Source organism: Paraburkholderia dipogonis, assembly GCF_042680985.1.
GTDB lineage: Bacteria > Pseudomonadota > Gammaproteobacteria > Burkholderiales > Burkholderiaceae > Paraburkholderia > Paraburkholderia phytofirmans.
In genome coordinates, this window is record NZ_JBHUFR010000023.1 from 17,721 (window position 1) to 44,140 (window position 26,420).

General features: G+C 63.3%; 27 protein-coding genes and 1 other RNA gene. 12 read left to right on the forward strand and 16 right to left on the reverse strand.

Annotated features, from left to right (window positions below; translation table 11 throughout):
* Nucleotides 1–110 precede the first annotated feature (110 nt).
* Nucleotides 111–1,046, reverse strand: a complete 936-nt coding sequence (locus ACFSNN_RS28630; RefSeq protein WP_134457830.1) for a class II glutamine amidotransferase — start codon at nt 1,044–1,046, stop codon at nt 111–113.
* 166 nt (nt 1,047–1,212) lie between these two features.
* Between ACFSNN_RS28630 and pyrC the strand changes: the two genes are divergently transcribed.
* From pyrC to rnpB, 3 genes are all read left to right on the forward strand, one after another.
* Nucleotides 1,213–2,274: a dihydroorotase gene (gene pyrC / locus ACFSNN_RS28635; protein ID WP_134457831.1), complete on the forward strand. Its 1,062-nt coding sequence runs from the start codon at nt 1,213–1,215 to the stop codon at nt 2,272–2,274.
* Nucleotides 2,275–2,286: 12 nt separating this feature from the next.
* A complete protein-coding gene (locus ACFSNN_RS28640; RefSeq protein ID WP_134457832.1) occupies nt 2,287–3,114 on the forward strand; it encodes a DUF3025 domain-containing protein in 828 nt (275 codons plus the stop codon).
* Nucleotides 3,115–3,209: 95 nt separating this feature from the next.
* Nucleotides 3,210–3,623: RNase P RNA component class A (gene rnpB, locus ACFSNN_RS28645), an RNA gene on the forward strand.
* A 109-nt stretch (nt 3,624–3,732) separates the two neighbouring features.
* On the opposite strand, the gene ACFSNN_RS28650 is transcribed toward rnpB, so the two are convergent.
* Complete coding sequence (locus tag ACFSNN_RS28650) at nt 3,733–4,155, reverse strand: OsmC family protein (RefSeq protein ID WP_134457833.1); 423 nt, start codon at nt 4,153–4,155, stop codon at nt 3,733–3,735.
* 650 nt (nt 4,156–4,805) lie between these two features.
* On the opposite strand from ACFSNN_RS28650, the gene rplM reads away from it, so the two are divergent.
* From rplM to erpA, 3 genes are all read left to right on the forward strand, one after another.
* A complete protein-coding gene (gene rplM, locus ACFSNN_RS28655; protein ID WP_020069304.1) occupies nt 4,806–5,234 on the forward strand; it encodes a 50S ribosomal protein L13 in 429 nt (142 codons plus the stop codon).
* Between the two features lie 11 nt (nt 5,235–5,245).
* Nucleotides 5,246–5,638 (forward strand): 30S ribosomal protein S9, encoded by a 393-nt coding sequence (gene rpsI, locus ACFSNN_RS28660; protein WP_011489810.1) that lies wholly within the window; start codon nt 5,246–5,248, stop codon nt 5,636–5,638.
* Between the two features lie 273 nt (nt 5,639–5,911).
* Nucleotides 5,912–6,277, forward strand: coding sequence for an iron-sulfur cluster insertion protein ErpA (gene erpA, locus ACFSNN_RS28665; protein WP_007180424.1), 366 nt, complete (start codon nt 5,912–5,914; stop codon nt 6,275–6,277).
* A gap of 83 nt (nt 6,278–6,360) precedes the next feature.
* Here erpA and ACFSNN_RS28670 read toward each other — a convergent pair whose 3' ends face one another.
* Nucleotides 6,361–7,491 carry an anhydro-N-acetylmuramic acid kinase gene (locus ACFSNN_RS28670; RefSeq protein ID WP_134457834.1) on the reverse strand — a complete coding sequence of 377 codons (1,131 nt, stop codon included), beginning with the start codon at nt 7,489–7,491 and terminating at the stop codon, nt 6,361–6,363.
* Nucleotides 7,492–7,697: 206 nt separating this feature from the next.
* Between ACFSNN_RS28670 and tyrS the strand changes: the two genes are divergently transcribed.
* From tyrS to ACFSNN_RS28685, 3 genes are all read left to right on the forward strand, one after another.
* Nucleotides 7,698–8,948 carry a tyrosine--tRNA ligase gene (gene tyrS / locus ACFSNN_RS28675; protein ID WP_134457835.1) on the forward strand — a complete coding sequence of 417 codons (1,251 nt, stop codon included), beginning with the start codon at nt 7,698–7,700 and terminating at the stop codon, nt 8,946–8,948.
* Between the two features lie 31 nt (nt 8,949–8,979).
* A complete protein-coding gene (gene dtd, locus ACFSNN_RS28680) occupies nt 8,980–9,438 on the forward strand; it encodes a D-aminoacyl-tRNA deacylase (protein ID WP_134457836.1) in 459 nt (152 codons plus the stop codon).
* Between the two features lie 103 nt (nt 9,439–9,541).
* Nucleotides 9,542–10,213 carry a histidine phosphatase family protein gene (locus ACFSNN_RS28685; protein ID WP_134457837.1) on the forward strand — a complete coding sequence of 224 codons (672 nt, stop codon included), beginning with the start codon at nt 9,542–9,544 and terminating at the stop codon, nt 10,211–10,213.
* A gap of 176 nt (nt 10,214–10,389) precedes the next feature.
* Here ACFSNN_RS28685 and ACFSNN_RS28690 read toward each other — a convergent pair whose 3' ends face one another.
* The 4 genes from ACFSNN_RS28690 to ruvC all read right to left on the reverse strand — a co-directional run bounded on the left by ACFSNN_RS28690 (nt 10,390) and on the right by ruvC (nt 13,756).
* Nucleotides 10,390–11,331: an oxygenase MpaB family protein gene (locus tag ACFSNN_RS28690; RefSeq protein WP_134457838.1), complete on the reverse strand. Its 942-nt coding sequence runs from the start codon at nt 11,329–11,331 to the stop codon at nt 10,390–10,392.
* Between the two features lie 35 nt (nt 11,332–11,366).
* The gene (gene ruvB / locus ACFSNN_RS28695; protein WP_134457839.1) at nt 11,367–12,431 is read right to left on the reverse strand and encodes a Holliday junction branch migration DNA helicase RuvB; all 1,065 of its coding nucleotides are present in this window, start codon (nt 12,429–12,431) and stop codon (nt 11,367–11,369) included.
* Nucleotides 12,432–12,553: 122 nt separating this feature from the next.
* The gene (gene ruvA, locus ACFSNN_RS28700; protein ID WP_106284023.1) at nt 12,554–13,135 is read right to left on the reverse strand and encodes a Holliday junction branch migration protein RuvA; all 582 of its coding nucleotides are present in this window, start codon (nt 13,133–13,135) and stop codon (nt 12,554–12,556) included.
* Between the two features lie 78 nt (nt 13,136–13,213).
* On the reverse strand, nt 13,214–13,756 hold the full coding sequence (gene ruvC / locus ACFSNN_RS28705; RefSeq protein ID WP_134457840.1) for a crossover junction endodeoxyribonuclease RuvC: 543 nt from the start codon (nt 13,754–13,756) through the stop codon (nt 13,214–13,216).
* A gap of 128 nt (nt 13,757–13,884) precedes the next feature.
* Between ruvC and ACFSNN_RS28710 the strand changes: the two genes are divergently transcribed.
* Nucleotides 13,885–14,124, forward strand: coding sequence for a hypothetical protein (locus tag ACFSNN_RS28710; RefSeq protein WP_134457841.1), 240 nt, complete (start codon nt 13,885–13,887; stop codon nt 14,122–14,124).
* Nucleotides 14,125–14,326: 202 nt separating this feature from the next.
* On the opposite strand, the gene purH is transcribed toward ACFSNN_RS28710, so the two are convergent.
* The 5 genes from purH to ACFSNN_RS28735 all read right to left on the reverse strand — a co-directional run bounded on the left by purH (nt 14,327) and on the right by ACFSNN_RS28735 (nt 20,309).
* Nucleotides 14,327–15,892 carry a bifunctional phosphoribosylaminoimidazolecarboxamide formyltransferase/IMP cyclohydrolase gene (gene purH, locus ACFSNN_RS28715; RefSeq protein WP_134457842.1) on the reverse strand — a complete coding sequence of 522 codons (1,566 nt, stop codon included), beginning with the start codon at nt 15,890–15,892 and terminating at the stop codon, nt 14,327–14,329.
* A gap of 65 nt (nt 15,893–15,957) precedes the next feature.
* On the reverse strand, nt 15,958–16,191 hold the full coding sequence (locus tag ACFSNN_RS28720; RefSeq protein ID WP_007180440.1) for a Fis family transcriptional regulator: 234 nt from the start codon (nt 16,189–16,191) through the stop codon (nt 15,958–15,960).
* Nucleotides 16,188–17,252 carry a tRNA dihydrouridine synthase DusB gene (gene dusB, locus ACFSNN_RS28725; protein ID WP_134457843.1) on the reverse strand — a complete coding sequence of 355 codons (1,065 nt, stop codon included), beginning with the start codon at nt 17,250–17,252 and terminating at the stop codon, nt 16,188–16,190. Before dusB ends, ACFSNN_RS28720 begins: the two co-directional genes overlap by 4 nt.
* 239 nt (nt 17,253–17,491) lie before the next feature.
* Nucleotides 17,492–18,886, reverse strand: coding sequence for a UbiH/UbiF/VisC/COQ6 family ubiquinone biosynthesis hydroxylase (locus ACFSNN_RS28730; protein ID WP_134457844.1), 1,395 nt, complete (start codon nt 18,884–18,886; stop codon nt 17,492–17,494).
* 19 nt (nt 18,887–18,905) lie between these two features.
* Nucleotides 18,906–20,309, reverse strand: coding sequence for an aminopeptidase P N-terminal domain-containing protein (locus ACFSNN_RS28735; RefSeq protein WP_134457845.1), 1,404 nt, complete (start codon nt 20,307–20,309; stop codon nt 18,906–18,908).
* 203 nt (nt 20,310–20,512) lie between these two features.
* On the opposite strand from ACFSNN_RS28735, the gene ACFSNN_RS28740 reads away from it, so the two are divergent.
* On the forward strand, nt 20,513–21,127 hold the full coding sequence (locus ACFSNN_RS28740) for a glutathione S-transferase C-terminal domain-containing protein (RefSeq protein WP_208949499.1): 615 nt from the start codon (nt 20,513–20,515) through the stop codon (nt 21,125–21,127).
* Nucleotides 21,128–21,406: 279 nt separating this feature from the next.
* Entirely contained in the window at nt 21,407–22,165 is a 759-nt protein-coding gene (gene loiP, locus ACFSNN_RS28745) for a metalloprotease LoiP (RefSeq protein WP_012434294.1), read from the forward strand.
* Between the two features lie 140 nt (nt 22,166–22,305).
* Here loiP and lnt read toward each other — a convergent pair whose 3' ends face one another.
* From lnt to ybeY, 4 genes are all read right to left on the reverse strand, one after another.
* Entirely contained in the window at nt 22,306–24,054 is a 1,749-nt protein-coding gene (lnt, locus tag ACFSNN_RS28750) for an apolipoprotein N-acyltransferase (RefSeq protein ID WP_134457847.1), read from the reverse strand.
* Nucleotides 24,055–24,112: 58 nt separating this feature from the next.
* On the reverse strand, nt 24,113–25,006 hold the full coding sequence (locus ACFSNN_RS28755; RefSeq protein ID WP_041758566.1) for an HlyC/CorC family transporter: 894 nt from the start codon (nt 25,004–25,006) through the stop codon (nt 24,113–24,115).
* Between the two features lie 201 nt (nt 25,007–25,207).
* Complete coding sequence (locus ACFSNN_RS28760; RefSeq protein WP_134457848.1) at nt 25,208–25,897, reverse strand: gamma-glutamylcyclotransferase; 690 nt, start codon at nt 25,895–25,897, stop codon at nt 25,208–25,210.
* A gap of 48 nt (nt 25,898–25,945) precedes the next feature.
* Nucleotides 25,946–26,407, reverse strand: a complete 462-nt coding sequence (gene ybeY, locus ACFSNN_RS28765) for an rRNA maturation RNase YbeY (RefSeq protein ID WP_106311174.1) — start codon at nt 26,405–26,407, stop codon at nt 25,946–25,948.
* Nucleotides 26,408–26,420 lie beyond the last annotated feature (13 nt).

Below are 26,420 nucleotides of genomic sequence, written 5' to 3' on the forward strand. Positions count from 1 at the left end.
CGCGTCGCGTCGTTCATGCGGCGCGGCGCGGCGTGGGCAGAAAAAAGCCGCTTCGGGAGAAGCGGCTTTTTCGTTTGTGGCGGCTCTCTTTTGAGCGGATGGTCAAGTGATCAGGATTCGAACGCGGCGGTGTCGTCGGCCGCTTCGAGGTCGAGCTCGGCTTCCGGCTGCGCTAACGCTTCGGCCGAAGCGGCGATCGTGGTTGCCGAGGCCGACGCATCCAAAGCCGGATTGCGCAGCTTTTCCAGCACCGAATCCGGCACCGGCACGTTGACGCGCCCGATCACTTCGCCGTGCTGGAACATCATCAGATCGCCCGGTTCGAAGGCGGTCCACACTTCGTTGTCGGTCAGCGGCTTGGTGGCGATCACCGCGACGCGGTCTTCGGGCGTGGTGTATTTGGCGAAATCGATCGACACGTCCGCGTCGACGAGATGCGCGGTGGAAAACGGCCAGCGCCGCACGATGTAATGCAGATGCGTGGAGCAATGCGCGAACAGCGCCTGGCCATTCGACATCAGGAAATTGAACACGCCGAACTGCGTGATTTCACGCGTGAGGGTTTCGAGCGCGGCAAACAGTTCGTCGAGCGGCGGCTGCTGCGCGCCGGGAAACGCCTTGCGCAGGCCTTCGAGCAACGCGCAGAAAGCGAGTTCGCTGTCAGTCGTGCCGACAGGCTGATACACGCCCGATAGCACGGGCGAATAATCCTTGAGATCGCCGTTGTGCGCGAAAATCCAGTGGCGTCCCCACAATTCGCGCATGAACGGGTGGCAGTTTTCCAGCAGGATGTGCCCTTGCGTCGCCTTGCGAATATGCGCGATCGTGTTCTTCGATTTGATCGGATAGCGCTTGACCATTTCGGCGATCGGCGAGGTCGCCGACGATTGATGGTCGATGAACAGGCGGCAGGCTTTGTCTTCGAAGAAGGCGATGCCCCAGCCGTCGGCGTGGTGATCGGTGACGCCGCCGCGCGCCGCAAAGCCGGTGAACGAGAACGTGACGTCCGTTGGCGCGGCGCAGTTCATTCCGAGAAGTTGGCACATGTTGCGGGTAAGCCTGTGAACGGGGCGAGCCGTTACAATGATGATTTTCCAAGCATATCACCGAGCCAGAAACGCCAAATAGCAAAATTGACGTGTGTTTACGCCGCAACGTTGCGGTTTGACCGCATAGATTGGCTTTTGTCGTCGAATCTCGTCCCCCGCCGCCATGACTGCTTCCAACGCTTCGCTCGACTCCATCACACTCGCCCGTCCGGACGACTGGCACCTGCACGTCCGCGACGGCGAAATGCTGGCCGCCGTGTTGCCGGACACCGCGCGCCAGTTCGGCCGCGCGATCATCATGCCGAACCTGAAGCCGCCGGTCACGACCACCGCGATGGCGCAGGCGTATCGCGAGCGGATCGTCGCCGCGATTCCCGAAGGCGCGAAGTTCGAACCGTTGATGACGCTGTACCTGACCGACAACACGCCGCCCGACGAGATCCGCCGCGCGCGCGAAAGCGGCTTCGTGCATGGCGTGAAGCTGTATCCGGCGGGCGCGACGACCAACTCGGACGCGGGCGTCACCGACATCATGAAGTGCGCCAAAACGCTCGAAGTGATGCAGGAAGTCGGTATGCCGCTGCTCGTGCACGGCGAAGTGACCGATTCGTCGATCGATCTGTTCGACCGCGAGAAGGTGTTTATCGACCGGGTCATGACGCCGCTGCGCCGTGCGTTTCCGGCGCTGAAAGTGGTGTTCGAGCACATCACCACGAAAGACGCGGTCGACTATATTCGCGAAGCCGGCGCGGCGCCTGAGCTGCTGGGCGCGACGATCACGGCGCACCACCTGCTCTACAACCGCAACGCGATCTTCCAGGGCGGTATTCGTCCGCATTACTACTGTCTGCCGGTGTTGAAGCGGGAGACGCATCGCGTGGCGCTGGTCGAGGCGGCGACGTCGGGCAATCCGCGTTTCTTCCTCGGCACGGATAGTGCGCCGCATCCGAAGGGGTTGAAAGAGCACGCGTGTGGCTGCGCGGGTTGCTATACGGCATTGCACGCTTTGGAGCTGTACACGGAAGCGTTCGACAACGCCAACGCGCTCGATAAGCTCGAAGGCTTCGCGAGCTTTTTCGGCGCGGACTTCTACGGTCTGCCGCGCAGCGAAGAGAAGGTCACGCTGCGTCGTGAGGAATGGACGCTGCCGGCCGAGTTGCCGGTCGGTGATGCGCCGGTCGTGCCGCTGCGCGGCGGCGAGTCGATTGGCTGGCGGCTGGTTTAAGTCATCAGCAAGATGCAGGCGCATGAGGCGCAGCCGCCAGGCTTCGCTGCCATCGACTGGACCAGGCCGTGGCTCGCGCCTTTTGCCGAGCGCGGCAAGCGGTGGCAGCAAGCGGCCTTGACGAGCTACGCGGCATTGCTCGCGGAAATGAACGCCGACGCCGGTGAGATGCGGCAGATCACCGGGCGCGGCCAGCGCCTCGCGTTCATCGCCCAGGACGATCTGCCCGCCGGCGCGGCGTACGAAGCACATATCGCGTCGACCGGCTGCGTACCGACGCGCCACAATCTGCACGACTTCTTCAATGCGTCGATGTGGTTTGCGTTTCCGCGCATCAAGGCAGCGCTGAACGCGCGGCAGTCGGCGGCTATCGAGGTGTTGGGTGTCGGTCCGACGCGAGGCGGCGCGCGCGACACGCTGACCTTGTTCGACGAGAACGCATTGCTGTTCGCCTGTGCGGATCCTGCCTTGAGCGCGGCATTGCGTGGGTTCGACTGGCATACGCTGCTGGTGGCCCGGCGCGACGCATGGGGGACCCGTTGCGAAGTGCGCTGTTTCGGCCATGCGCTGATGGAAAAGCTGATTGTGCCGTTCAAGGCTTGCACGGGGCATGCGTGGATCGTCGAAGTGCCGGCCGTGTATTTCGAATGGGACGCTGCGAAGCGAGACGCCTGGCTGGACGAATCCATCGCGACTGCGCTGCTGACCACCGATGCGCTGACAAGCCGCATGTTCGCGCCGTTGCCCGTGCTGGGCGTTCCAGGCTGGTGGCCGGAGAACGATTCTCCCGCGTTTTACGACGATACCTCTGTGTTCCGCTCGGGGCGGCGCGCGCGTTGAGCGCGTCGAGGTTGTCGCCGGACTCCTTGGCCATTCGGCTATTTCACCCGTAGAACCGGCCTGCCGTTCCCTCAGGTGTTAAAATCCGCCCCAGCAAAGCAGGCCAGGCAGTCGCGGCCTTGGCGGCTTCGGCCAAAGAGGGCGAGGAAAGTCCGGACTCCACAGGGCAGGGTGATGGCTAACGGCCATCCGTGGCAACACGCGGAACAGGGCAACAGAAAGCAAACCGCCGATGGCCCGGCGCAAGCCGGGATCAGGTAAGGGTGAAACGGTGCGGTAAGAGCGCACCGCGGCTGCTGCAAGGCAGACCGGCACGGTAACCTCCACCCGGAGCAATTCCAAGTAGGCAGGCTAGCATCTTCGAGATGCAGGACGGGGCCCCTGTCACGTCTGCGGGTAGGAAGCTTGAGCGCGTCAGCAATGGCGCGCCTAGAGGAATGGCTGCCACGCGCGTCGCGTCTTCGGACGTTGCGCGTGCACAGAATCCGGCTTATCGGCTTGCTTTGCCACCTGACAAAAAAATGCCGGCGTCCAGATGGACGCCGGCATTTTTCTTTTGTGCGCGCGTTCGGCGGCGAGCGCTCAGGCTCGCGCCGCGCAGCCGCCGACAGGTAGCGTTCAGTCCGCGACGATGTCGAACGAGTGCGTCAGCTCGGCGGTCTTGGCGATCATGATCGAGGCCGAGCAGTATTTGTCGTGCGACAGATTGATCGCGCGTTCCACGGTGGCCGGGTTCAGATTCTTGCCCGTCACGGTGAAGTGAAAGTGGATCTTGGTGAACACTTTCGGGTCTTCGCTGGCGCGCTCGGCCTTCAGCGTCACCGAGCAATCGCTGATTTCCTGACGGCTTTTCTTCAGGATCATCACGACGTCGTAGGCGGTGCAGCCGCCCGTACCGAGCAAAACCATTTCCATTGGACGCGGCGCGAGGTTGCGGCCGCCGCCTTCAGGCGCGCCGTCCATTGCCACCAGGTGGCCGCTGCCCGTTTCGGCTGCGAACGCCATCCCGTCCTGCCCCATCCAGCTCACTTTGCATTCCATGCTGTGCTCCACCGCGCTTTTGCCTTATCGAGAGGGCATTGTAGCCCGGTGTTTGCGTATCTGCCCGAGGCGACGTTTGCCTCAAGTTATGCCCGATGACGGCTTGCGTGTTGCGCCGCGGCATGTTCAAGCGATTCGGGAATGCCCTGACAGATTTAGGGTTTTTACTCTAGACGATGTCCGTCGATGCGGCCACCAAGTTGCCATTTAGTGTTTGATTTTAAAGGAAATTTCTCGTCTACGAGCCAAATAACCAAGTTTCCACATTATGAAATCGTATTTCGCATTGCAAATGTTCTTGCGTCGCACAAGGTCGGCTCATATAATCGTTTTTGTCTCCTCCACCTCCTCCTTTGGTGGATTAAACCCGAACCGCTCGTTCGGGTTTTTTTTCGCCCGCGTGCTGCGCGACGACCAGCCGGTTAGAGCGCGATAGCTCGCTAAATCACGCTTTCAACTACCGGATTCCCGCGCAATCTCACGCACACTCCTGTACGTTTTGACTTGCCGTAGCAAATTCCATTATAATTCAAGGCTTTTCCGCATCCGCGCCCGCGGAGGAAGAACCAGGGAGAGCCTGCACGCGCCTCGATGCGCACACTACAAGCAGGAAAAAACACATTGGGCGCAGCAATTTTTTTGGATCGATCATGAAGACGTTTTCCGCAAAAGCCCATGAGGTTACGCGTGAATGGTACGTGATTGACGCGACGGATAAGGTTCTCGGGCGTGTCGCCAGCGAAGTGGCACACCGTCTTCGCGGCAAGCACAAGCCTGAATTCACTCCGCACGTCGACACCGGTGATTTCATCATCGTTATCAACGCCGGCAAGCTGAAGGTCACGGGCAACAAGGCTACTGACAAGAAGTACTATCGCCACTCGGGCTACCCGGGCGGTATCTATGAAACGACGTTCGGCAAGATGCAAGAACGCTTCCCGGGCCGTGCGCTCGAGAAAGCGGTCAAGGGCATGCTGCCGAAGGGCCCGCTCGGCTACGCGATGATCAAGAAGCTGAAGGTCTACGCTGAAGCAACGCATCCGCATTCGGCACAACAGCCGAAAGCGCTCGAGATCTAAGGGGAGCCCACATGATCGGTAACTGGAATTACGGCACGGGCCGCCGCAAGAGCGCCGTCGCACGCGTCTTCATCAAGGCAGGCAAGGGCGATATCGTTGTGAACGGCAAGCCTATCGCCGATTACTTCTCGCGCGAAACGTCGCTGATGATCGTGCGTCAGCCGCTGGAACTCACGAACCACGGCGTTACGTTCGACATCAAGGTCAACGTGACGGGTGGCGGTGAAACGGGTCAAGCCGGTGCGGTTCGCCACGGCATCACCCGCGCGCTGATGGACTACGACGCAACGCTGAAGCCGGAACTGTCGAAGGCTGGCTTCGTTACGCGTGACGCACGTGAAGTGGAACGTAAGAAAGTCGGTTTCCACAAGGCACGTCGCCGGAAGCAATTCTCGAAGCGCTAATCGTTTCGGGTGCAAACCGGCTTTCGGGCCGGTGTGCTGCAAAAGCCGCCAACGCGTTCGCGAAGGCGGCTTTTTTCATGGACTCGCGGGTCGGTGCGGTGCCGGAGCAGCGAATTCGTCACCAGCGCGGCGATTCATCACGCTTAGTCAGGCTGGCGGCGGCAGAACGTGCAGTCCACTGATTCTCAGTAAGAACCTATTGATTTTGTGGGCTTCAGCACGATATCGAGATCAGCCCTACAATAGCGGTTAGAAGCTTTTTGGAGAGTTCGAATGAACGCAGTCACCGATACACCCGTGACCGAGATGCCCGCCCCCTTCGTTTTTACCGACGCAGCGGCTGACAAGGTCAAGCAACTGATCGAAGAAGAAGGCAATGCGGACCTCAAACTGCGCGTTTTCGTGCAGGGCGGCGGCTGCTCGGGCTTTCAGTACGGTTTTACCTTCGACGAAGCCGTCAACGAAGACGACACCGTCATGAACAAGAGCGGCGTCCAGCTGCTGATCGATTCGATGAGCTACCAGTACCTGGTGGGCGCTGAGATCGACTACAAGGACGACATCAACGGCGCGCAGTTCGTTATCAAGAACCCGAATGCAACGACCACGTGCGGTTGTGGCTCGTCGTTCTCGGTGTAATGGCTCGCTGAATGACTGGTTGAAACAAGAAACGGGGCTTCGGCCCCGTTTCTTGTTTTCTGCACCCGAATCTCGCGCGGCGCTCAACGCGGATAGATCGCCCCGAGCACGCGCTCGGCTGACGCGCCTGTCACCGCCGGCAGATTGCCGGGCAGACGCGCCACGCAGCGCATCGCAAGCCAGGCAAAAGCAAGCGGCTCGACCTGGCTTGGCGGTACGCCGAGCGCATCGGTGGTCATGACGGGAACGCCGCTGACGCCGCTGTCCTCCAACGCCTGCTGAAGAGCCTTCAGAATCTCCGGGTTGCGCGCGCCACCGCCGCAGACATAGACGGCCCTCGCGTCCGACGCGTGCCGCTCGATCTCGCGCGCGACCGTCACCGCGGTGAGCGCAACCAGTGTTGCTTGCACATCGGCGGGATCGAGCCCGGCGAACGGCTGCAGCTTCGCATCGAGCCATTCCGCGTTGAACAGGTCACGGCCGGTGCTCTTCGGCGGCTGTTGGCTGAAAAACGGTTCGTCGAGCAATGCATTCAGCAGCGCGCGATCCACCTGGCCACCCGCCGCGAAATGGCCGTTCTCGTCGAACGGTTTGCCGAGATGGCGCTGCGCCCACTCGTCGAGCAGCGCGTTGGCCGGGCCGCAGTCGAAGCCGCGCACGCTGCCGGTCGCATTCAGAATCGTGATATTGCTGATGCCGCCAAGATTGCAGACCACCCGCGTTTCGTTTTTTGCGCCGAACACCGTGGCGTGAAAAGCCGGCACGAGCGGCGCGCCTTGGCCGCCGGCCGCGACGTCGCGGCTGCGGAAATCGGCGATTACGTCGATATGCATCATTTCCGCGAGCAGCGCCGGGTTGTTGATCTGCCGCGTATAGCCTTTTTCCGGCCGATGCCGGACCGTCTGCCCATGCACGCCGATCGCGCGCACCTCCGCAGCCGGCACGCGGCTGCCGTGCAATAGTTCGTGGCAGCAAACGGCGTAACGCGTGGCGAGCGCATTGGCGGCCAGAGCCTCGCGTTCGATCTCGTTGTCGCCGGGTTGCTGGAGCGCGAACAATGCGTCGCGCAGACCCGCGGCAAAGCCAACAAACGCCTCGGCCAGCACCACCGGCGGCTTGCCTTGCGCGAACCTGACGGCCACGCCGTCCACGCCGTCCATGCTGGTGCCGGACATCAATCCAAAATAGACGCCGTCTGCGGGGTCTTGCGCCACGTTGCTGCTCCTCTCGATGGTTCGTTGCGATCCGTTGTAGCAGATTATCGGGCGAAGCGCGGTCGAATATGAAGCGTCGCGACGCCGGCGGCACGACGTCGAATGCGGAAATCGCGCGCTGGCGGCGCGCTTGTGGCTGCGTCAGTGGGCGCGGCGGCGCGCATCTATGGGACAATCTCCTTTTTTCGCGACTTCACGTTTCCAGCATGAGCACCGAGTCCACCAAGCCTAACCCCGCTGCCGCTTTCCCGATCACCGACGAAGTCCGTCACGCCCTCGCCGTCACCAAGCGCGGTGTCGACGAACTGCTGATCGAAGACGAATTCGCGCAAAAACTCGCGAAGAGCGCGGCTACGGGCAAGCCGCTGCGTATCAAGCTCGGGCTCGATCCGACCGCGCCGGACATCCACATCGGCCACACGGTCGTGTTGAACAAGATGCGCCAGTTGCAGGATCTCGGTCATACCGTGATTTTCCTGATCGGCGATTTCACGTCGCTGATCGGCGATCCGTCGGGCCGCAACGCCACGCGTCCGCCGCTCACGCGCGAGCAGATCGAATCCAACGCGAAGACGTATTTCGATCAGGCCGCGCTCGTGCTCGACCGCGAAAAGACCGAGATCCGCTACAACAGCGAATGGTCGATGCCGCTCGGCGCCGATGGCATGATCAAGCTCGCGTCGCGCTACACGGTGGCGCGGATCCTCGAGCGCGAAGACTTCACCAAGCGTTTTCAGGGCGGCGTGCCGATCTCGATCCACGAGTTCCTGTATCCGCTGATGCAAGGCTATGACTCGGTCGCGTTGAACGCGGACCTCGAACTCGGCGGCACGGACCAGAAGTTCAACCTGCTGGTGGGCCGCGAGCTGCAGAAGCAATACGGCCAGGAACAGCAATGCATCTTGACGATGCCGCTGCTCGAAGGGCTGGACGGCGTCGAGAAGATGTCGAAGTCGAAGAACAATTACATTGGCATCAGCGAAAAGCCGACCGACATGTTCGGCAAGCTGATGAGCATTTCCGACGTGCTGATGTGGCGTTACTTCGAACTGCTGTCGTTCCGTCCGATGGACGAAATCGCCGGCTTCAGAAAGGAAATCGAAGCGGGCCGCAATCCGCGCGATTTCAAGGTGATGCTCGGTCAGGAAATCGTCGCGCGCTTCCACTCGCAAGCCGATGCCGAGCGCGCGCTCGAAGACTTCAACCATCGCGCGAAGGGCGGCGTGCCGGACGATATCCCGGCCGTGACGCTTGCGGGCGCGCCGCTCGCGATCGGCCAGTTGCTCAAGCAGGCCAACCTCGTACCGTCTACTAGCGAAGCGCTGCGCAACATCGAGCAGGGCGGCGTGAAGATCGATGGCGCGACCGTGTCCGACAAGGGCCTGAAGGTCGAAGCCGGCGAATACGTCGTGCAGGTCGGCAAGCGCCGCTTTGCACGCGTTACGCTGACAGCCTGATGTTCAGCGTGTCGCAAACGGAGTCGCGCCGGTGATCGCGCTGATCCAGCGTGTGCGGCGCGCGGAAGTGCGCGTGGCCGACCGCGTGACGGGCGCGATCGAGGCTGGCCTGCTCGCGCTCGTGTGCGCCGAACGCGGCGACACCGAGGCGGCTGCCGACCGGCTGCTGGCCAAGGTGCTCGGCTATCGGGTGTTTAGCGATGCCGCCGGCAAGATGAATCTTTCCGTGCAAAATCTCGATGGCGCCGGGCGCGCGGGCGGCTTGCTGCTCGTGTCGCAATTCACGCTGGCCGCGGACACCAACAGCGGCCTGCGCCCGAGCTTTACGCCGGCCGCGCCGCCGGATGAAGGCAAGCGCCTCTTCGATTACTTCGTCGCGGCGGCGCGGGCGAAGCATCCGATCGTTGAGACCGGCGAGTTCGGCGCCGACATGCAGGTCTCGCTCGTCAACGACGGGCCGGTCACGTTCTGGCTGCAGACGAACGCCTGAGCTTTGTCCTTCAATGCGCACCTTGGTGTGCGCATCCATCCTCCAGCCGCTTTTGCGACAATAGCGGCTCGGCAACACCGGCCAAGGCGCCCACTTTCATCCCATGACGACGCAGATTCTGTTCATCCGGCACGGCGAGACCGACTGGAACCGCATCAAGCGCATTCAAGGTCACATCGACATTCCGCTCGCTACGACGGGGCTGGCGCAGGCGCAGCGCCTCGCGCGCCGCATGGCCGATGAGGCGAAGCAGGGCGCGCGGCTCGACGCGATCTATTCGAGCGACCTGCAACGCGCGCAGCAAACCGCGCAGCCGATCGCCGATGCGCTCGGCTTGCCGCTGCAGTTGCGCGAAGGTCTGCGCGAGCGTTCATACGGCGCGTTCCAAGGCCACGATAGCGACGAGATCGCCCTGCGTTTCCCCGATGAATACGCGCACTGGCAGACCCGCGATGCGGGCTTCGCGCCGCCGGAAGGCGAGTCGCTGCGCACGCTCTACCATCGCGTGCTGCACGCGATCGAACCGCTGGTCGCCGCGCATCCTGGTGGGCGGATTGCCTGCGTCGCGCATGGCGGCGTGCTCGATTGCGTGCGACGCTTTGCTTGCGGTCTGGCGCTCGATGCACCACGTAACTATCCGTTGCTGAACACGAGCGTGAACGCCGTGGATTTCGACAATGGCAAGGCGACGATCGTGTCGTGGGCGGACGTCTCGCATCTCGATGCGCCGAGCGCGGACGACAGTTTCAAGAAGGTGCCGGAGCCGGGGCGATGATTGGCGTGGGGCGACAGGACGGCGTGATCTGGCGCGGCTGATTCGAACGGTTCGCGCGCGTCCCGCGAATTCGGGCCGCCGAAGATCGATGTCGCGATTTACGCGCATATTCATGCGGTTGTTATCGCTGACGTTTGATTGCGCAGTTTGTGCGCGTTCGAGCGCCGCCACTCGCGTTATTCCGGTTCGCGTACGCCCGCGGCCACGCGTCGGCGCGCCCGTTTCGACACACCATTCACGAGCGCCCAGCGAATGACCGGCGCCACCAGCCGCACGCCGGGCCTGGCCACCGCGCGGCGAAGTACGGCATAGCGCTCGAATCCCAACATCGACTGTGCCCAATCAGGCAGAAGGTCGACGCCGGCGTTGAACATCAACACACCGGCCGGGCGCATCGATAGGCTCGGGGCGGGCGCGTTCAGCAGAACCCTCACGACTTCACGCGTGCGTTCGCCGGCGACGAGCCCGGGCTGCATCGCGAGCAAGTAAGCGTCGATCTCGGCTCGCGAGCGCGGAATGTTCGACGCGCCGAGCATCTCGGCAATGCGCGCGGTCTCGGCGAAGTACTGATCCTGCGCGGCAATCGGCAGTGCCGGGTTCACATAGCGCAGGTGCGCGGTCATGAAGCTCGACACTTCGGCGACATGCACCCACGTCAACAACTCGGGTTCGCTCGCGCGGTAGGGCTGGCCGTCAGGCGTGACGCCGTTCACGCCAAGATGAATGCGCTTCACACGTTCGATCAGTGCCAGCGCGTCGTGCCGGCTGCCGAAGGTCGTGCCCGCGATAAAAGTCGCGGTGCGGCGCAGGCGGCCGAGAATATCGGTGCGAAACGTCGAATGGTCCCACACGCCGGCGAGGGCCAGCGGGTGCAGCGCCTGAAGCAGAAGCGCGCTGATGCCGCCCGTCATCATGGATGTGAAATCGGCGTGGACTTTCCAGCATACGGAATCTGGGCCGAACAGGCCGGGGTCGCCCGGAGGCGACGAGTAGTCGAGCGTGGGACCGCTGCCGCTTGTCAGATGCGTGACGCCGGCGGCCAGTTTCGAGCGGAGCTTGCCGGTGAGAAGTTGCGCGAGACCGTTGGACGAGTTGGGCTGCCTGGTTTGGTCGGACATCCTGATTCGGTCTCGTGGGGCGTGACGTGTGCCGCTCAGGTCGCGGCCGAATCCCACAGACCCGGCAGGCCGCTCGACGAATCCGGCGCGGCGAGGCCGAAATGCCGGTACGTGAGCATCGTGGCGACGCGGCCGCGCGGTGTGCGTTGCAGGAAGCCTTGCTGGATCAGATACGGCTCGAGCACGTCTTCGATCGTGTCGCGTTCTTCGCCGATTGCCGCCGCCAGATTGTCGACGCCGACCGGGCCGCCGTCGAATTTGTGCAGAATTGCTTCGAGCAGCTTACGGTCCATCAGGTCGAAGCCGACTGCATCCACGTCGAGCATTTTGAGCGCGGCGTCGGCCACTTGCGCGGTGATGTTGCCGTCGGCCTTCACTTCGGCGAAGTCGCGCACGCGCCGCAGCAGACGGTTCGCGATTCGCGGCGTGCCCCGCGCGCGCTTGGCGATTTCCAACGCGCCGTCCGGATGGATCTGCGCATGGAGCAGCGACGCCGAACGCGTGACGATACGCGCCAGTTCCTCGGCGTTATAAAACTCGAGCCGCGCCACGATGCCGAAGCGGTCGCGCAGCGGGTTGGTCAGCATGCCCGCGCGCGTGGTCGCGCCGACCAGCGTGAACGGTTGCAGATCGAGCTTCACGCTGCGCGCGGCCGGCCCTTCGCCGATCATGATGTCGATCTGATAATCCTCCAACGCCGGGTACAGAATTTCTTCGACGACCGGCGAGAGCCGGTGGATTTCGTCGATGAACAAAACGTCGTTGGCTTCGAGATTGGTGAGCAGCGCGGCGAGGTCGCCGGCGCGTTCTAGCACCGGTCCGGACGTTTGCCGCAAATTCACGCCCATTTCCCGCGCGATGATGTGCGCGAGCGTGGTTTTGCCGAGGCCCGGCGGTCCGAACAGCAGGACGTGATCGAGCGATTCAGAGCGGCGCTTGGCGGCTTCAATGAAGATTTCGAGCTGGCCGCGCACCTTTTCCTGCCCGACATATTCTTCGAGCTGGCGCGGACGCAACGCGCGCTCGAACGCTTCTTCGTTCGGCGAGACGGGCGTGGCCGCGATGATGCGCTCGGCGGCGAGTTTGTCGGTTTCGATCATGCGTTCATTGTACCGCGAGCCGCCTGCCGCGAAACTCGGCCGAATGGCCAGGGTGCGCGGCGCACAGGCGTGTGCGAAGCTTCATCCATCGCCTGCATGTCGTCGCCACCACGGGTTGAGCGTCAGCCCTTGGAGAGCGCCTTCAATGCGAGCTTGATGCCCTCGGAAACACCAGTGCCGGCCGGCACGTTTTTGACGGCGGCCAATGCTTCTTTTTCGGAGTAACCCAATGCGAGCAGTGCGTTCAGGATATCGGAGGCATGGTCGGATGCCGATGCCGCGCCCGCCATCGCGCCCAGGTCGGCGCCGATCTTGCCCTTCAGTTCAAGGAGCAGGCGCTCCGCCGTCTTCTTGCCGATGCCCGGCACGCGCGTCAGACGCGCCGCGTCCTGCATGGTGACGGTCTGCGCGAGTTCGTGCACGCTCATGCCGGAGAGCACCGCCAACGCCATGCGCGCGCCGATGCCGGAGATTTTCAGCAGTTCGCGGAACGTCGAGCGTTCCTCCGCGGTGCCGAAGCCGTACAGCAGATGTGCGTCTTCGCGGACGATCATCTGTGTGAGCAACACGACGCGTTCGCCGGTGGAGGGCAGGTTGTAGAACGTGCTCATTGGCACATCGACTTCGTAACCGACGCCGTTGCAGTCGATGAGCAGATGCGGCGGGTTTTTTTCCAGCAGAACGCCGGCAATGCGACCGATCATGGCGAATTCAATCTCGAGAGAAAGGGCGAGTGTAGCGCAGCGCGTGAGCGTCGAGTGGACAGCGGGTTACGCGTAAAACTATCCGACCAAACGTCCGCGCCTCACCCGCAGCCCCTTCTTCGCCAGCGAAGGCGCGATGCCGCCCAACGTGCTCAACGTCGTGCCGCCGTGCGCGTGGCAGATTGCCATGCCGAGCGCGTCGGCGGCATCGGTGCCGGGTACGCCGGAGAGGTTGAGCAGACGCACCACCATCTGTTGCATCTGTTCCTTGGTTGCGCGGCCGTAACCCACCACGGCCTGCTTCAATTGCAGGGCCGTATATTCGGCGACCGGCACGCCGCCCGCAACCAGTCCACAGATCGCCGCGCCGCGCGCCTGGCCGAGCAGCAAGGTGGATTGCGGATTGACGTTGACGAAAACTTTTTCAATCGCCGATTGATCCGGTGAATGCTGGCGGATCAATGTGGAGATACCATCGAAGATGGTGCCCAGGCGCGACGGCAAATCGGCGTCGGCGGTTTTGATGACGCCGCTCGCGACATAGCTGAGCGTATGGCCGCTTTGTTCGATCACGCCGAAGCCGGTCACGCGCAGGCCGGGGTCGATGCCGAGAATTCTCATGAGGTGCCGCAAAGGCGGTAAAAACCAGGTGCTTGCGATACTACAACACGCGCGCCGCGTGGCGGCCGGCGCGCGGCGATATCGGCGGAATAAAAACTGCTGGGTGTGCTGCAAGGAGGCATTTGCACATGGAGCGCTATCGGAATCTCAGCGGCGACTCGGGCGTCGAGGCTTATGAAATCGGCGACGATTTCGTCGCGGTCCGCTTCAGGCACGGCCCGGTGTATTGGTACACCGAGGCGAGCGTCGGCGCATGGCACGTCGCTGCGTTAAAACGTCTCGCGCAACGCGGGCAGGGGCTCAGCACTTATATCAGCCAGCACGCTGATGTGAGCGGCGGCTATGCGAGAAAGGAACCGGACGACTGAACGGCGCTCGGCGCGAGCACGGCAGGACCGAAGCAAGTGGCACACACGGCACACACGGCGCAAGCGCCGAACCGAAGCCCGCACCAAGCCGGCACCAAAGAAAACGGCCCGGCGAATAATTTCACCAGGCCGCATCTCTAAACCTCAACCCTCGCCAGCAACCCGATTTCAACAAGAATCAGGCGCCGCTGCCAAACCCAAATCAATGCCGGAAGTGACGCACACCCGTCAGCACCATCGCGATATTGTGCTCATCCGCCGCGCCGACCACTTCGTCATCGCGCATCGAACCGCCCGGCTGGATCACGCAGGTCGCGCCTGCCGCCACCACCACGTCGAGGCCATCGCGGAACGGGAAGAACGCATCCGACGCCACCGCCGAACCGGCCAGTGTCAAACCGGCGTTCTGCGCCTTGATGCTCGCAATGCGCGCCGAGTCCACCCGGCTCATCTGGCCCGCACCGACGCCGAGCGTCATGCCGTTGCCGCAAAACACGATCGCATTCGACTTCACGAACTTCGCCACACGCCACGCGAACAGCAGGTCGTCCATTTCCTTCGGCGTCGGATGACGCTTCGTGACCACGCGCAACTCGCGCGGCTGCACGTTCTTCGAGTCGAGCGATTGCACCAGCAGCCCGCCGCCCACGCGCTTCAGATCGAACGCGTTATGGCCTTCGCCCAGCGCGATTTCCAGCAGACGCACATTCTGCTTGGCCGCGAATACCTGGCGCGCTTCGGCGCTGAACGACGGCGCGATCAGCACTTCGACGAACTGCTTGGCCACGGCTTGCGCCGCCGCTTCGTCCACTTCGCGGTTGAAGGCGATGATGCCGCCGAATGCCGAGGTCGGATCGGTCTGCAGCGCCTTGGCGTATGCGTCGTGCGCATCCGCACCGAGCGCCACGCCGCACGGATTCGCATGTTTGACGATCACGCAGGCCGGCACGTCGAAGGTCTTCACGCATTCCCACGCCGCGTCGGAATCCGCGATGTTGTTGTACGACAGTTCCTTGCCCTGCAACTGGTTGTAGTTCGCCAGCGCGCCGGCCGGCACGCTCAGGTCGCGGTAGAACGCCGCGCTCTGATGCGGGTTTTCGCCGTAGCGCAGATCCTGCACCTTGTCGAACGCGAGGTTGAGCGTTGCCGGATACGTGTTGCGTGACGAATGTTGCAGTTCGTCGGTCAGGCTCGTCAGGTAGTTCGTGATCGCGCCGTCGTATTGCGCCGTGTGCGCGAACACCTTGGTGGCGAGGCGAAAGTTCGTCTTGTACGACACGGCATTGCTGTTCGCGCGCATCTCGTCGAGCACGACCGCGTAATCGGCCGGATCGACCACCACCGTCACGTCGCGATGATTTTTCGCGGCCGAACGCAGCATGGTCGGGCCGCCAATGTCGATATTCTCGATCGCGTCTTCCAGCGAGCATTCTTCTTTCGCCACGGTCTGCACGAACGGGTACAGATTCACGACCAGCAGGTCGATGGTCGGAATGTCGTGCTTCTCAAGCGCCGCCATGTGCTCCGGCAGGTCGCGGCGCGCGAGAATGCCGCCGTGCACCTTCGGATGCAGCGTTTTCACGCGCCCGTCCAGCATTTCCGGGAAGCCGGTGTAATCGGCGACTTCGGTGACGGAGAGACCCGCGTCCGCGAGCAGTTTCGCGGTGCCGCCGGTCGACAGGATCTTAACGCCGAGGTCGGACAGCGACTTGGCGAAGTCGACGATGCCGGACTTGTCGGAAACGGAGATGAGCGCTTGCTTGATCATGATGAAGACGAAAAGCCGAAGGGAAACGTGGCAGGGCGCAAGAAACTACGACGAATTACAACGGGCTACAGCAAACCGTGTTGTTGCAGTTTCTTGCGCAGCGTATTGCGGTTGATGCCGAGATACTCGGCGGCCAGCGACTGATTGCCGCCGGCCTGCTCGAGCACCACTTCGAGCAAAGGTTTTTCTACGCAGGAAATCACCATGTCGTAGACGTCGTGCGGATTGGAGCCGTCGAGATCCTGGAAATACATGCCCAGGCTGTCGCGGACAGATTGTTCGATATTGTTCTTGCTCATGCTGCTAGTCGGTCGGTTTGGTCCGGCTCGCCGTTTTCGCTGAGCGTCTCGTCGACGTAGACGAGACGGTCTGAGATCGCCTTTTGGGCGTCGAAGAATTCGTTGACGGCGAGGAGTTGTTCGCGCGTGGTGTCCAGCGTATTCATGCGATGCCGGAACACGTTGGCGCCAGAAAGGCCGCGAGTGTACCAGCCGATGTGCTTACGCGCAGTGCGGACACCGGTAAATTCCCCGTAGAACGCGTAGTGGTCTTCCAGATGCTCGTTCATCACCTGCTGGATTTCGTCGATGCGCGGCGGCGGCAGCAACTCGCCCGTTTGCAGGAAATACTCGATCTCGCGGAACAGCCACGGGCGCCCCTGCGCCGCGCGGCCGATCATGATGGCGTCCGCGCCGGTGGCGGCGAGCACTTCGCGCGCCTTGTGCGGCGAGGTGATGTCGCCGTTGGCGACCACGGGAATGCGCACAGCGGCTTTCACCGCGGCGATGGTTTCGTATTCGGCGTCGCCGTGATACAGGTCGGCGCGCGTGCGGCCATGCACGGTCAGCATGGAAATGCCGGCTTCCTGAGCCAGATGCGCCACGCTCAGCGCATTTTTATTGTCGCGATTCCAGCCGGTGCGGATCTTGAGCGTGACGGGTACCGCGTCCGGGCCGACGCCCACCGCGCCCACCACCGCCTCGACAATGCGCTGCACCAGCGGCTCGTTCTGCAGCAGCGCCGAACCCGCCGCCACGTTGCACACCTTCTTGGCCGGACAGCCCATGTTGATGTCGATGATCTGCGCGCCGTTCGCCACGTTGTAGCGAGCCGCTTCGGCCATCATGGCCGGATCGGCGCCGGCGATCTGCACGGAGATCGGCTCGACCTCGCCCGCGTGGTTGGCGCGGCGCATGGTCTTCTCGCTCTTCCACAACTGCGCGTTCGAGGCGACCATTTCCGACACCGCATAGCCCGCGCCCAGCCGTTTGCACAGTTGCCGGAACGGCCGGTCGGTCACGCCGGCCATAGGCGCGACGAACAGGTTATTACGCAGATTGTGGGAGCCGAGAGTGGGCATAACGTGAGACGCGGTGAACGCGCGCGCGGCCGATTGCACAATTTCTGTCAATCGGAGCGTTCGCGAAATGCGAGAGAAAACCGCTATTTTAGCGTTAACGGATAGCCGGTACCCGACATGTGCCTGTCGTAACCCATTAAATCTTCTATGAAAGTGCGCCGATTCATAGAACCGGCGCTACTCGCGCGAACCCTTGCGCGCTGAGCGAAAAGGCTGTGCGGCGCGAGCGGGCGGCGCGCCTAGCGGCGCTGTCCGAACATCATTTGCCGTGCCAGCGCGGTTTTTACCGGCGGCAGGAATTCGAGCGCGGTAAGAGCGAGACCACGCATGACGGCGAGCGGCGCGAAGTCGATGGTGAAGAGACGCGCGAGCGTGTCGGTGGCGCCGATCGTCATGCGCCGGTCGAGCGCGCGGCGTTGCGCGAAGGTGGCCAGCGCGAGCGGGGTCGGACCTTCCGCCGACAGGGCGTCGGCGAGTGCGTGCGCGTCGCGCAGACCCAGATTCAGACCTTGGCCCGCGACCGGATGCAGCGTCTGCGCCGCATTGCCGATCGCGACGACGTGGCCATTCACCAGCGTTTCCACTGCGTTCAGTCCCAGCGGGAACGACGCGCGTCCCTTGATGTGCGTGAAGCGGCCCATGCGGTCGCCAAATGCGGCGCCGAGTTCGCGCAGGAAATCTTCGTCGGAGAGTTGCGCGCGGCGCGCGGCTTCTTCGGGCGCGCAACACCAGACCAGCGCGTAGTCGGCGCCGCGCACGCCGCCCATCGGCAGCAATGCGATCGGCCCTTGCGACGTGAAGCGCTCCCACGCCACATGCGGTTGCGGCGCGGATACCGTCACCGTGCCGACCAGCGCGGTTTGTCCATAGTCACGCGAGCCGGGCTCGACGGCGCCTCGGCCCGCCGCGCGACGTGCTGCGTCGTCGTTCCGGCCGTCGCGCTGATCGCTGCTTTTTGCCGCGCTGTTCGCGGCCCGGCAGTCGGCGCTGTCGCTATCGCCGTCGTGGCCGGCTTGCTCGTCCGCACTCATGCTGGTGTTCCTGCCGGCGCGTTTTCCCACGCGTTTAGCTGACTTCTGATCGCCGAACAGCCCGCCTTCGGCATTCACCAGAATGCGCGTGCGCAACCGACGCGTGACGCCCGCGGTTTCGATCGGCAGCGTGACGCCGTCGAGTTCCTGCGTCGGCGCCGCAGCGGAAGTGGAGCGGAACCAATGCACCGGGCTCGAGTGCACCGCCTCGGCGAGACCATGCACGATCGAACCGTAGCGCAGCACGTAGCCGAGCGCCGGCAAGCCGTGCTCGCCGTGATCGATCAGCGTACGGCCGAAGTGGCCGCGCTGCGAGACATGAATACGCTGGATCGCGGTGGCGTCGGCGGGCCAGCGCAACGGCTCCAGGATCATCCGGCTGCCGTGCGACACAGCGATGGCGCGCGGATCGGCAATCGAATCCTCCGGCTCGCGCGCGTCGACGAGCGCGATCTTCAACTCCCGCGTCGCGCTGCGGCGCGCCAGCCAGCCGGCCAGCGCCAGCCCGACCGGACCGGCGCCGACGATCGTCACGTCGAAATCGAAGGGCGGGCCGGCCTTGGCGGGCTTCAGGATCACCGTCGACTGGGAAACGTCGTTCATTGCGAGTCACTTCCTTGTTTCATGTGCCGCGATGTGCCGCGCGGGCTTCCTGCATCAGCGCCTCGATCTCGCCAGCGGCGACCGGCACGTCGCGCGTCATGAGTTCGCAACCGGTCGGCGTGACAATCGCGTCGTCCTCGATGCGGATGCCGATGTTCCAGTAACGCTCGGGTACGCCTTCGGCCGGCCGGATATACAGGCCGGGCTCGATCGTCAGCGTCATCGACGTTTGCAGCGTGCGCCACGGCAGCGCGCCCGCTTCGTCGCGCGGCGCGCCGCGTTCGCGGTAGTCGCCGACATCGTGCACGTCCATGCCGAGCCAGTGGCCGGTGCGGTGCATATAGAAGGGCGCGTAGGCGCGTTCCGCGATCACGTCGTCGACGGAGGCGAATTTCGCGCGCTCGATGATGCCGGTGTCCAGCAGGCCCTGCGACAGCACGCGCACGGCGGCCTGGTGCGGGTCGTCGAAGGTGGCGCCGGCGCGGGTGGCGTCGATCGCGGCCTGCTGCGCGGCCAGCACGATGTCGTACAGCTCGCGCTGCGCCGGCGTGAAGCGGCCGCTCGCGGGGAAGGTGCGGGTGATGTCGGATGCGTAGCCGTCGAGTTCGCAGGCCGCGTCGATCAGGATCAGGTCGCCGTCGTGGGCAATCGCGTTGCCGGCCGGGTAGTGCAGCACGCAGGCGTTCGCGCCGGCCGCGACGATCGACGTGTAAGCCGGCGCCTGCGTGCCGAACTTGCGGAACGTGTAGAGCAGCTCGGCTTCGAGTTCGTACTCGCGCACGCCCGGATGGCACGCGGCCATGGCGCGACGATGCGCCTGGGCGGAAATCTGCCCGGCCCGGCGCATGATGGCGAGTTCGTGATCGTCTTTGATAAGCCGCATCTCGTCGAGTAACGGGATGAGGTCGCGCGCGGTCGCGGGCGCGGCGACGCCGCCGCGGCTTTGCGCGCGCACCGCGTCGAGCCAGCCGCGTACCCGTTCGTCCAGTTGCGCCGAGGCGCCGAGCGCGTAATGCAGCGACGGCTTGTCGGCCAGTAGGCGCGGCAGTTGCGTATCGATTTCGACGATGGCGAACGCGGCGTCGAAACCGAAGGCTTCGCGCGCGCCGTCAGGGCCGAAGCGGAAGCCTTCCCACGTTTCGCGCTCGACGTTTTTCTCGCGGCAGAACAGCACCGAAGCCGGTTCGCCGGGCGCGGCGCTGGCGTCGAGCACCAGCAGCGCCTCGGGTTCGGTGAAACCGGTCAGGTAATAGAAGTAGCTGTCGTGCCGATAGGGATAATCGGCGTCGCGGTTGCGTAGCGCTTCCGGCGCGGTGGGGACGATGGCGACGCCGCCGCCCGCTGCCCGCAGCGCGGCGAGTACGCGCTCACGGCGCGTGCGGTAGACGTCGATGGCGATGGTGGGTTCGGTCGGCTGGTTCATCGTGCGATTGTAGCGCCCATGCGCGGAGTTATTTTGCGCGGGATACTCATGGAAGCGGCGGCTGACGCGCCCGCAGCGCTGTTGCAATCCGTCCACAGCAAGCCCCCGTGCGGCTCGCGAAGCGTCGGCGCGACGCTTCTGAACGCTCGTGAACGACGCCAAGCACTTATACTTTCGCCGGATTCAGATAAAGGCAGATGGTAATGATGAAACTCATCGGTTCGCTCGCTAGTCCGTTCGCGCGTAAAGCGCGGATCGTGCTGGCCGACAAGAAGATCGACTACGAACTGGTGCCCGAGAATGTCTGGGCGCCGGACACTCGCATTCACACTTTCAATCCGCTCGGCAAGGTGCCGTGCCTCGTGATGGAAGATGGCGAAGCGGTGTTCGACTCGCGGGTGATCTGTGAATACGTGGATACGCTTTCGCCGGTCGGCAAGCTGATTCCACAGTCGGGACGCGAGCGCGTCGAGGTTCGCTGCTGGGAAGCGCTCGCCGACGGCGTGCTGGACGCGGCAGTGCTGATTCGCCTTGAAAGCACGCAGCGCGCGCCGGAGCAGCGCGTGGACGCGTGGGTGGCGCGGCAGCAACGCAAGATCGACGAAGCCCTGATCGCGATGGCGCAGGGACTAGGCAGCAAGACGTGGTGCGCGGGCAATCACTACACGCTTGCCGATATCGCGCTGGGTTGTGCATTGGGTTATCTGGATTTCCGCATGCCGGAATTGAACTGGCGCGAACCGTATCCAAATCTGGACAAACATTTCCAGAAGCTCTCGCTGCGTCAGTCGTTCATCGACACGGTGCCTTCCGACTGAATAGTTGGTTTTGAATAAGGTGGTCTGCCATCTCGCGAAGTTTGCAAAATAGTGTCATTCAAGCTTCCAGAATCATGAATTGAAGCTTACATTTGTGGTAAAAATGCGCCTGCCCGTCAGGCGCATTTTTTTGTCTGTCACAGGGCGTAAATGCGTTCATGCAGGTTTATGCAATTTACATATCGGTTTCTTTTTCTGCCGATATGCAACCTGTTGCGAACAGGCGGTGCATTAAAAGCGCGCCGCTGAAATGAATAACATCGCAGAGAGACTTCCACCATGAAATCGTACCGCTTTGCCATTGCCGCTTCCGCCTGCGCTTTATTCGCAGCGTGCTCGAATATCAGCAACGTCGATCCGTCCGCGCTGATCAAGTCCGGCCAGATGGCCACCCAGGCTGCCACGCTCAGCGACACCGACGTGCGTGCTCTGACCGACAAGTCGTGCACGCAGCTGGACAGCGAAAACAAGATTGCCGCCGCGAACAGCAATTACCAGAAGCGCCTGAACAAGATCGCCGCGCAACTGGGCGACAACATCAACGGCACGCCGGTGAACTACAAGGTGTACATGACCAAGGACGTCAACGCGTGGGCCATGGCGAACGGCTGCGTGCGCGTCTACAGCGGTCTGATGGACATGATGAACGACAACGAAGTGCGCGGCGTGGTCGGCCATGAAATGGGCCACGTTGCGCTCGGCCACACGAAGAAGGCGATGCAGGTCGCGTATGCGACTTCGGCGGCGCGCTCGGTGGCGTCGTCGGCGGGCGGCGTGGCGGGCGCGCTGTCCGGTTCGCAACTCGGCGACTTTTCCGAGAAGCTGATTAACGCGCAATTCTCGCAAACCCAGGAAAGCGCAGCGGACGATTATTCGTTCGACCTGCAGAAAAAGAAGAATCTCGATCCGTCGGGATTGGTGACGGCGTTCAACAAGCTCGCCGCATTGGATGGCGGTAAATCGAGTATGTTGAGTTCGCATCCGGCGTCGCCGGCGCGGGCGCAGCATATTCAGCAGCGCATTGCTTCGAACCAGTAAAGTTTGATTGGGCTAAAAACGCTCGCTCGCGGTATTCCGCGGCGCGCGTTTTTTATTGCGGTGTTTTTGGGGTGGTTTGATTCGCGCGCGCCGCTTTCAAATAGGCGGCGCGCAGAATTGATGCGGTTTAATGACGCGGCTTATTGCTTACCGTTGCGGCGCCGCGTAATGCCCGGCCCGAACGCAAAGCCAAATGCCAGCAGCAGCAACGAAACCGCCAGCACGGTGTTATTGCCGCTCGTAATATAAGGCGTGTTGCCCGTAGTGCCTTGCACGGTGACATCGAGCGAGCCGATCGTGTACGGCGTCAGACGCCCGATCACTTTGCCATGTGCGTCGATCGCGGCGGTCATGCCGGTGTTGGTCGCGCGCAGCATCGGGCGGCCGGTTTCCAGCGAGCGCATGCGTGCAATCTGCAAATGCTGGTCGAGTGCGATCGTGTCGCCGAACCAGGCCAGGTTGGTCGAGTTGACCAGCACGCCGGCGGGCGTAGCGCTTTCGCGGATGGTCCGCGCGATCTCTTCGCCGAAAATGTCTTCGTAGCAGATGTCCACCGCGACCGGCTGGTTGTGCACCATGAACGGCTTCTGCACCGGCGCGCCACGGAAGAAATCGCCGAGCGGAATGCTCATCAGATTGACGAACCAGCGGAAGCCCCACGGCACGAATTCGCCGAACGGCACGAGGTGATGCTTGTCGTAGCGATACACGTCGCGCGTGCCGGGCGTGACGCCGAACAGGCTGTTCGTATAGTCGATCACCTGGCCCTCCGGCGTGATCGTGCCGCCGATCGCGCCGAACAGGATCGCGCTGCCGGTCGAGTCCGAGAAGTTGCGCACCGCCGAGGCGAACGGCGCCGGCAATTGCTGCGCGAGCACGGGGATGGCGGTTTCCGGCGTGACGATCAGATCGGCCGGTTTCGACGTGATCATCTGCTGAAACTGATCGATCGCGGCGCGCATGCCGGATTCCTCGAACTTCATTTCCTGTTTGACATTGCCCTGCAGCAGACGCACGGTCAGCGGCGCGTTGGCCGGCACGGTCCATTGGACGAGCGGCAGCAGCAGACCGGCGGCGATCAGCGCCAAGGCGATGATCGCCGGCACGGCTACCCGCGCTAAGCCGGGTTTCGCGGCGGTATTGCGGTCGCTGCCGTTTCTGTCGCTCTTGCCGCTGTTGCTGAGGTCGACGCCGCCGTTGCGAGCCGCTTTGCGCGAAGAGAGCAGCGCCAGCACCGCCTGCACGATCAGCGCGGCCACCAGCGCCAGCATCCAGCCGACGCCGTACACGCCCGCCACCGGCGCAAAGCCGGCAAACGGACCGTCCACTTGAGCGTAACCGCTCGCCAGCCACGGAAAGCCTGTGAACACCGTGCCGCGCAACCATTCGCCGATCGCCCACGCGCTCGCGAACGCCAGGGCGCCGTGCCAGGTTGGGGAGAACGGCGTGTCGTCGTCCATGGCCACGCCGTTGCGCGCGTGACCCGCGCAGAACGACCAGACGCCGGCCGCCAGCGCCGGATAAATCGCCAGATACAGCGAGAACAGCACGACGGCCGCGCCGGCGAGCGGCGCCGCCATGCCGCCGTAAAAATGCATGCTGACGTAGAGCCACCACACGCCGGTCACGAAATTACCGAAGCCGAACGCGCCGCCCGTCAGCGCCGCGCTTTTCCAGCCGGTGCTGCGCGTGAGCCAGGCAAAGAAGAACGCGAAGATTGCGAGTTCGAGCCAGCCGCCGTGCGGCGTCGGCGCGAACGAGAGCGTGTTGGCCGCGCCCGCGGCCAGCGCGACGAGGTAGTGCCAGCGCGGCAGCGTGCGGCCGCGGGTTTGCTGGGCGGCAGAAGCGCTCACGCCGCGGCGCGAACGGGAAGTCATCGGGTCGGCCATTGTTGCGCGGTCGGCGTGAGAGTTGAAGAAGCGGGAAAAGACCCGGCGAAAAGCCGGATCAGGTCTGCACGTGCTGCGCTTCGCGCTCGCGCTGGCCCGCGAGCGGATCGCGGCGCACCAGCAGCATGTGAATCTGTCGGGCATCGCCGCGCAGAATCTCGAAGATCAGATCGTCGAGGCGGACTTTTTCGCCACGATGCGGCACCCGTCCGAAATGATGCGTGACGAGGCCGCCGATCGTGTCGACTTCATCGTCCGAATAGTGCGTGCCGAAGGCCTCGTTGAACTGTTCGATCTCGGTCAGCGCGCGCACGCGGAAACGGCCGTCCGGCGAGGCGATGATATTGCCGCTTTCCTCGTCGAAATCGTATTCGTCTTCAATGTCGCCGACGATCTGTTCCAGCACGTCTTCGATCGTGATCAGGCCGGCCACGCCGCCGTATTCGTCGACCACCACCGCGAGGTGATTGCGATTCACACGGAAGTCGTGCAGCAGCACGTTCAGACGCTTCGATTCGGGGATGAACACGGCGGGGCGCAGCATGCCGCGCACGTCGAATTCTTCTTCGGCGTAGTAGCGCAGCAGGTCTTTGGCCAGCAGCACGCCGATGATGTTGTCGCGGTTGCCTTCGTAGACCGGATAGCGCGAGTGCGCTTTTTCCAGCACGTACGGAATGAATTCGGCGGGATTATCGGCGATGTTGATCGCGTCCATTTGCGCCCGCGGCACCATGATGTCGCGCGCGCTGAGTTCGGACACCTGGAACACGCCTTCGATCATCGACAGCGAGTCGGCGTCGATCAGGTTGCGCTCGTGCGCGTCCTGCAAAATTTCCAGAAGTTCGGCGCGCGAGTCGGGCTCGGGCGAGATGAAGTCGGTCAGACGCTCGAGGAGTGAGCGCTTTTCCTGCGGTTTGTCGAGTTGGCGTCGACTGGGATACGTGTCGTTCATGGTAGTGCGCCCGGCAAGACTGGGCGCGCTGTTGCAGAGCATTAAGGATACACCAGGCACATGGCAGGACCGTGTCCCGCCCGGCTGGGCGATGAGTGAAGCTGGGGTGAAGCGGCTCCGCCGTGAGGGCGGGCGTGGGTCAATCCTAACTGATTACGCGCCGAAAAGCGTTTTCGGGAAAAAAAGCGCCGCTCGCCACGGTTATTTCTGGTCGGCTTTCACGCTTGCGTCGCGGCTTTCCTCGCGGCAGCGTTCGAGCAACGCCTCGAGTGCGCGGTCGGGCATGCCGCTCTCACGCAGCGCATGGACCGTCCGGCTGACGTAGTCGAGCGTGGTGCCATAGCGCCCGCTCGCGCAGCCGAACACGGTTTTGACGATGTCGTCGCGCAACTTTCCGGTGTAGCTCGGCACGTCGCGGCGCATGACGAAAGCGAGTGCGTCGACGCGCCGGCCGTCGGCGAGCACGCACGGCAGCCACGCCGGGCGGTATGAACCCATCGCCATTTCGCGGCGCCAGAGCGCTTCGAGATGCGGCATCGAGCCTTCGGCCGCGAGCCGGAATGCGATGCCGGCGCACGAACCGCCGCGATCGAGCGCGAGCACGAGGCCCGGCTGTTCGGGCGTGCCGCGATTTACGCGCGACCACAGGTAGAGCCCCCGGTGATAGCCGTGGACCTTGGATCGGGCGGCTTCGACGGTGGGCAGGCCGGGGTTCCAGATCAGCGAACCATAGCCGAACAGCCACAGATCGCTCTTGCGGTCCCAGTCGCGCAACGTGCATTCGAGCGACGCGCGCAATTCCTCGTCCGTCAGCAGCCGCGATTCGCCGAGCGCCGGCGGATAGTCCGGGCAGGGCGTGCGAGTGTCGGCTTCAGGAGAGGAGGTGCTCACGATGGTTTTGAACGGATTGGACGTTGGCGACGCGTGGGTGATCGACGCCTACTGGTAAGGATCGGGAAAGCCGAGCTTGGCGAGGATTTCCGTTTCGATTGCTTCCATTTCCTCGGCTTCTTCCTCGACTTCGTGGTCGTAGCCCTGCGCGTGGAGCGTGCCGTGCACGAGCAGATGCGCGTAGTGTGCGATAAGCGGCTTGCCCTGTTCGGCGGCTTCCTTCTCGACCACCGGACAGCACAGGATCAGGTCGCCCGTCACCGGATCGTCTTCCGATTCGGCGTAGGCGAAGGTCAGCACGTTGGTCGAATAATCCTTGCCGCGATAGGTGCGGTTCAGCGTGCGGCCTTCTTCGGCATCGACGAAACGCACGGTCAGTTCGCCGTCCGCGAAGAGCGCCGCCTTGATCCAGCCGGCCACGGTGGCGCGCGGCAGCAGCGCCTTGTGTTCCGGCCAGCTCCTGGCGGCGGGGAATTGCAGATTCAACGTCAGTTTCGGGGCGCGGCTCATGCGGTTTCGTTGT

Bases quoted from the DNA above. Each gene is read 5' to 3' on its own strand.
- ACFSNN_RS28630 (WP_134457830.1), bottom strand. From the start codon at position 1,046: ATGTGCCAACTTCTCGGAATGAACTGCGCCGCGCCAACGGACGTCACG.
- pyrC (WP_134457831.1), top strand. From the start codon at position 1,213: ATGACTGCTTCCAACGCTTCGCTCGACTCCATCACACTCGCCCGTCCG.
- ACFSNN_RS28640 (WP_134457832.1), top strand. From the start codon at position 2,287: ATGCAGGCGCATGAGGCGCAGCCGCCAGGCTTCGCTGCCATCGACTGG.
- ACFSNN_RS28650 (WP_134457833.1), bottom strand. From the start codon at position 4,155: ATGGAATGCAAAGTGAGCTGGATGGGGCAGGACGGGATGGCGTTCGCA.
- rplM (WP_020069304.1), top strand. From the start codon at position 4,806: ATGAAGACGTTTTCCGCAAAAGCCCATGAGGTTACGCGTGAATGGTAC.
- rpsI (WP_011489810.1), top strand. From the start codon at position 5,246: ATGATCGGTAACTGGAATTACGGCACGGGCCGCCGCAAGAGCGCCGTC.
- erpA (WP_007180424.1), top strand. From the start codon at position 5,912: ATGAACGCAGTCACCGATACACCCGTGACCGAGATGCCCGCCCCCTTC.
- tyrS (WP_134457835.1), top strand. From the start codon at position 7,698: ATGAGCACCGAGTCCACCAAGCCTAACCCCGCTGCCGCTTTCCCGATC.
- ACFSNN_RS28685 (WP_134457837.1), top strand. From the start codon at position 9,542: ATGACGACGCAGATTCTGTTCATCCGGCACGGCGAGACCGACTGGAAC.
- ACFSNN_RS28690 (WP_134457838.1), bottom strand. From the start codon at position 11,331: ATGTCCGACCAAACCAGGCAGCCCAACTCGTCCAACGGTCTCGCGCAA.
- ruvB (WP_134457839.1), bottom strand. From the start codon at position 12,431: ATGATCGAAACCGACAAACTCGCCGCCGAGCGCATCATCGCGGCCACG.
- ruvA (WP_106284023.1), bottom strand. From the start codon at position 13,135: ATGATCGGTCGCATTGCCGGCGTTCTGCTGGAAAAAAACCCGCCGCAT.
- ruvC (WP_134457840.1), bottom strand. From the start codon at position 13,756: ATGAGAATTCTCGGCATCGACCCCGGCCTGCGCGTGACCGGCTTCGGC.
- ACFSNN_RS28710 (WP_134457841.1), top strand. From the start codon at position 13,885: ATGGAGCGCTATCGGAATCTCAGCGGCGACTCGGGCGTCGAGGCTTAT.
- purH (WP_134457842.1), bottom strand. From the start codon at position 15,892: ATGATCAAGCAAGCGCTCATCTCCGTTTCCGACAAGTCCGGCATCGTC.
- ACFSNN_RS28720 (WP_007180440.1), bottom strand. From the start codon at position 16,191: ATGAGCAAGAACAATATCGAACAATCTGTCCGCGACAGCCTGGGCATG.
- dusB (WP_134457843.1), bottom strand. From the start codon at position 17,252: ATGCCCACTCTCGGCTCCCACAATCTGCGTAATAACCTGTTCGTCGCG.
- ACFSNN_RS28730 (WP_134457844.1), bottom strand. From the start codon at position 18,886: ATGAACGACGTTTCCCAGTCGACGGTGATCCTGAAGCCCGCCAAGGCC.
- ACFSNN_RS28735 (WP_134457845.1), bottom strand. From the start codon at position 20,309: ATGAACCAGCCGACCGAACCCACCATCGCCATCGACGTCTACCGCACG.
- ACFSNN_RS28740 (WP_208949499.1), top strand. From the start codon at position 20,513: ATGATGAAACTCATCGGTTCGCTCGCTAGTCCGTTCGCGCGTAAAGCG.
- loiP (WP_012434294.1), top strand. From the start codon at position 21,407: ATGAAATCGTACCGCTTTGCCATTGCCGCTTCCGCCTGCGCTTTATTC.
- lnt (WP_134457847.1), bottom strand. From the start codon at position 24,054: ATGGCCGACCCGATGACTTCCCGTTCGCGCCGCGGCGTGAGCGCTTCT.
- ACFSNN_RS28755 (WP_041758566.1), bottom strand. From the start codon at position 25,006: ATGAACGACACGTATCCCAGTCGACGCCAACTCGACAAACCGCAGGAA.
- ybeY (WP_106311174.1), bottom strand. From the start codon at position 26,407: ATGAGCCGCGCCCCGAAACTGACGTTGAATCTGCAATTCCCCGCCGCC.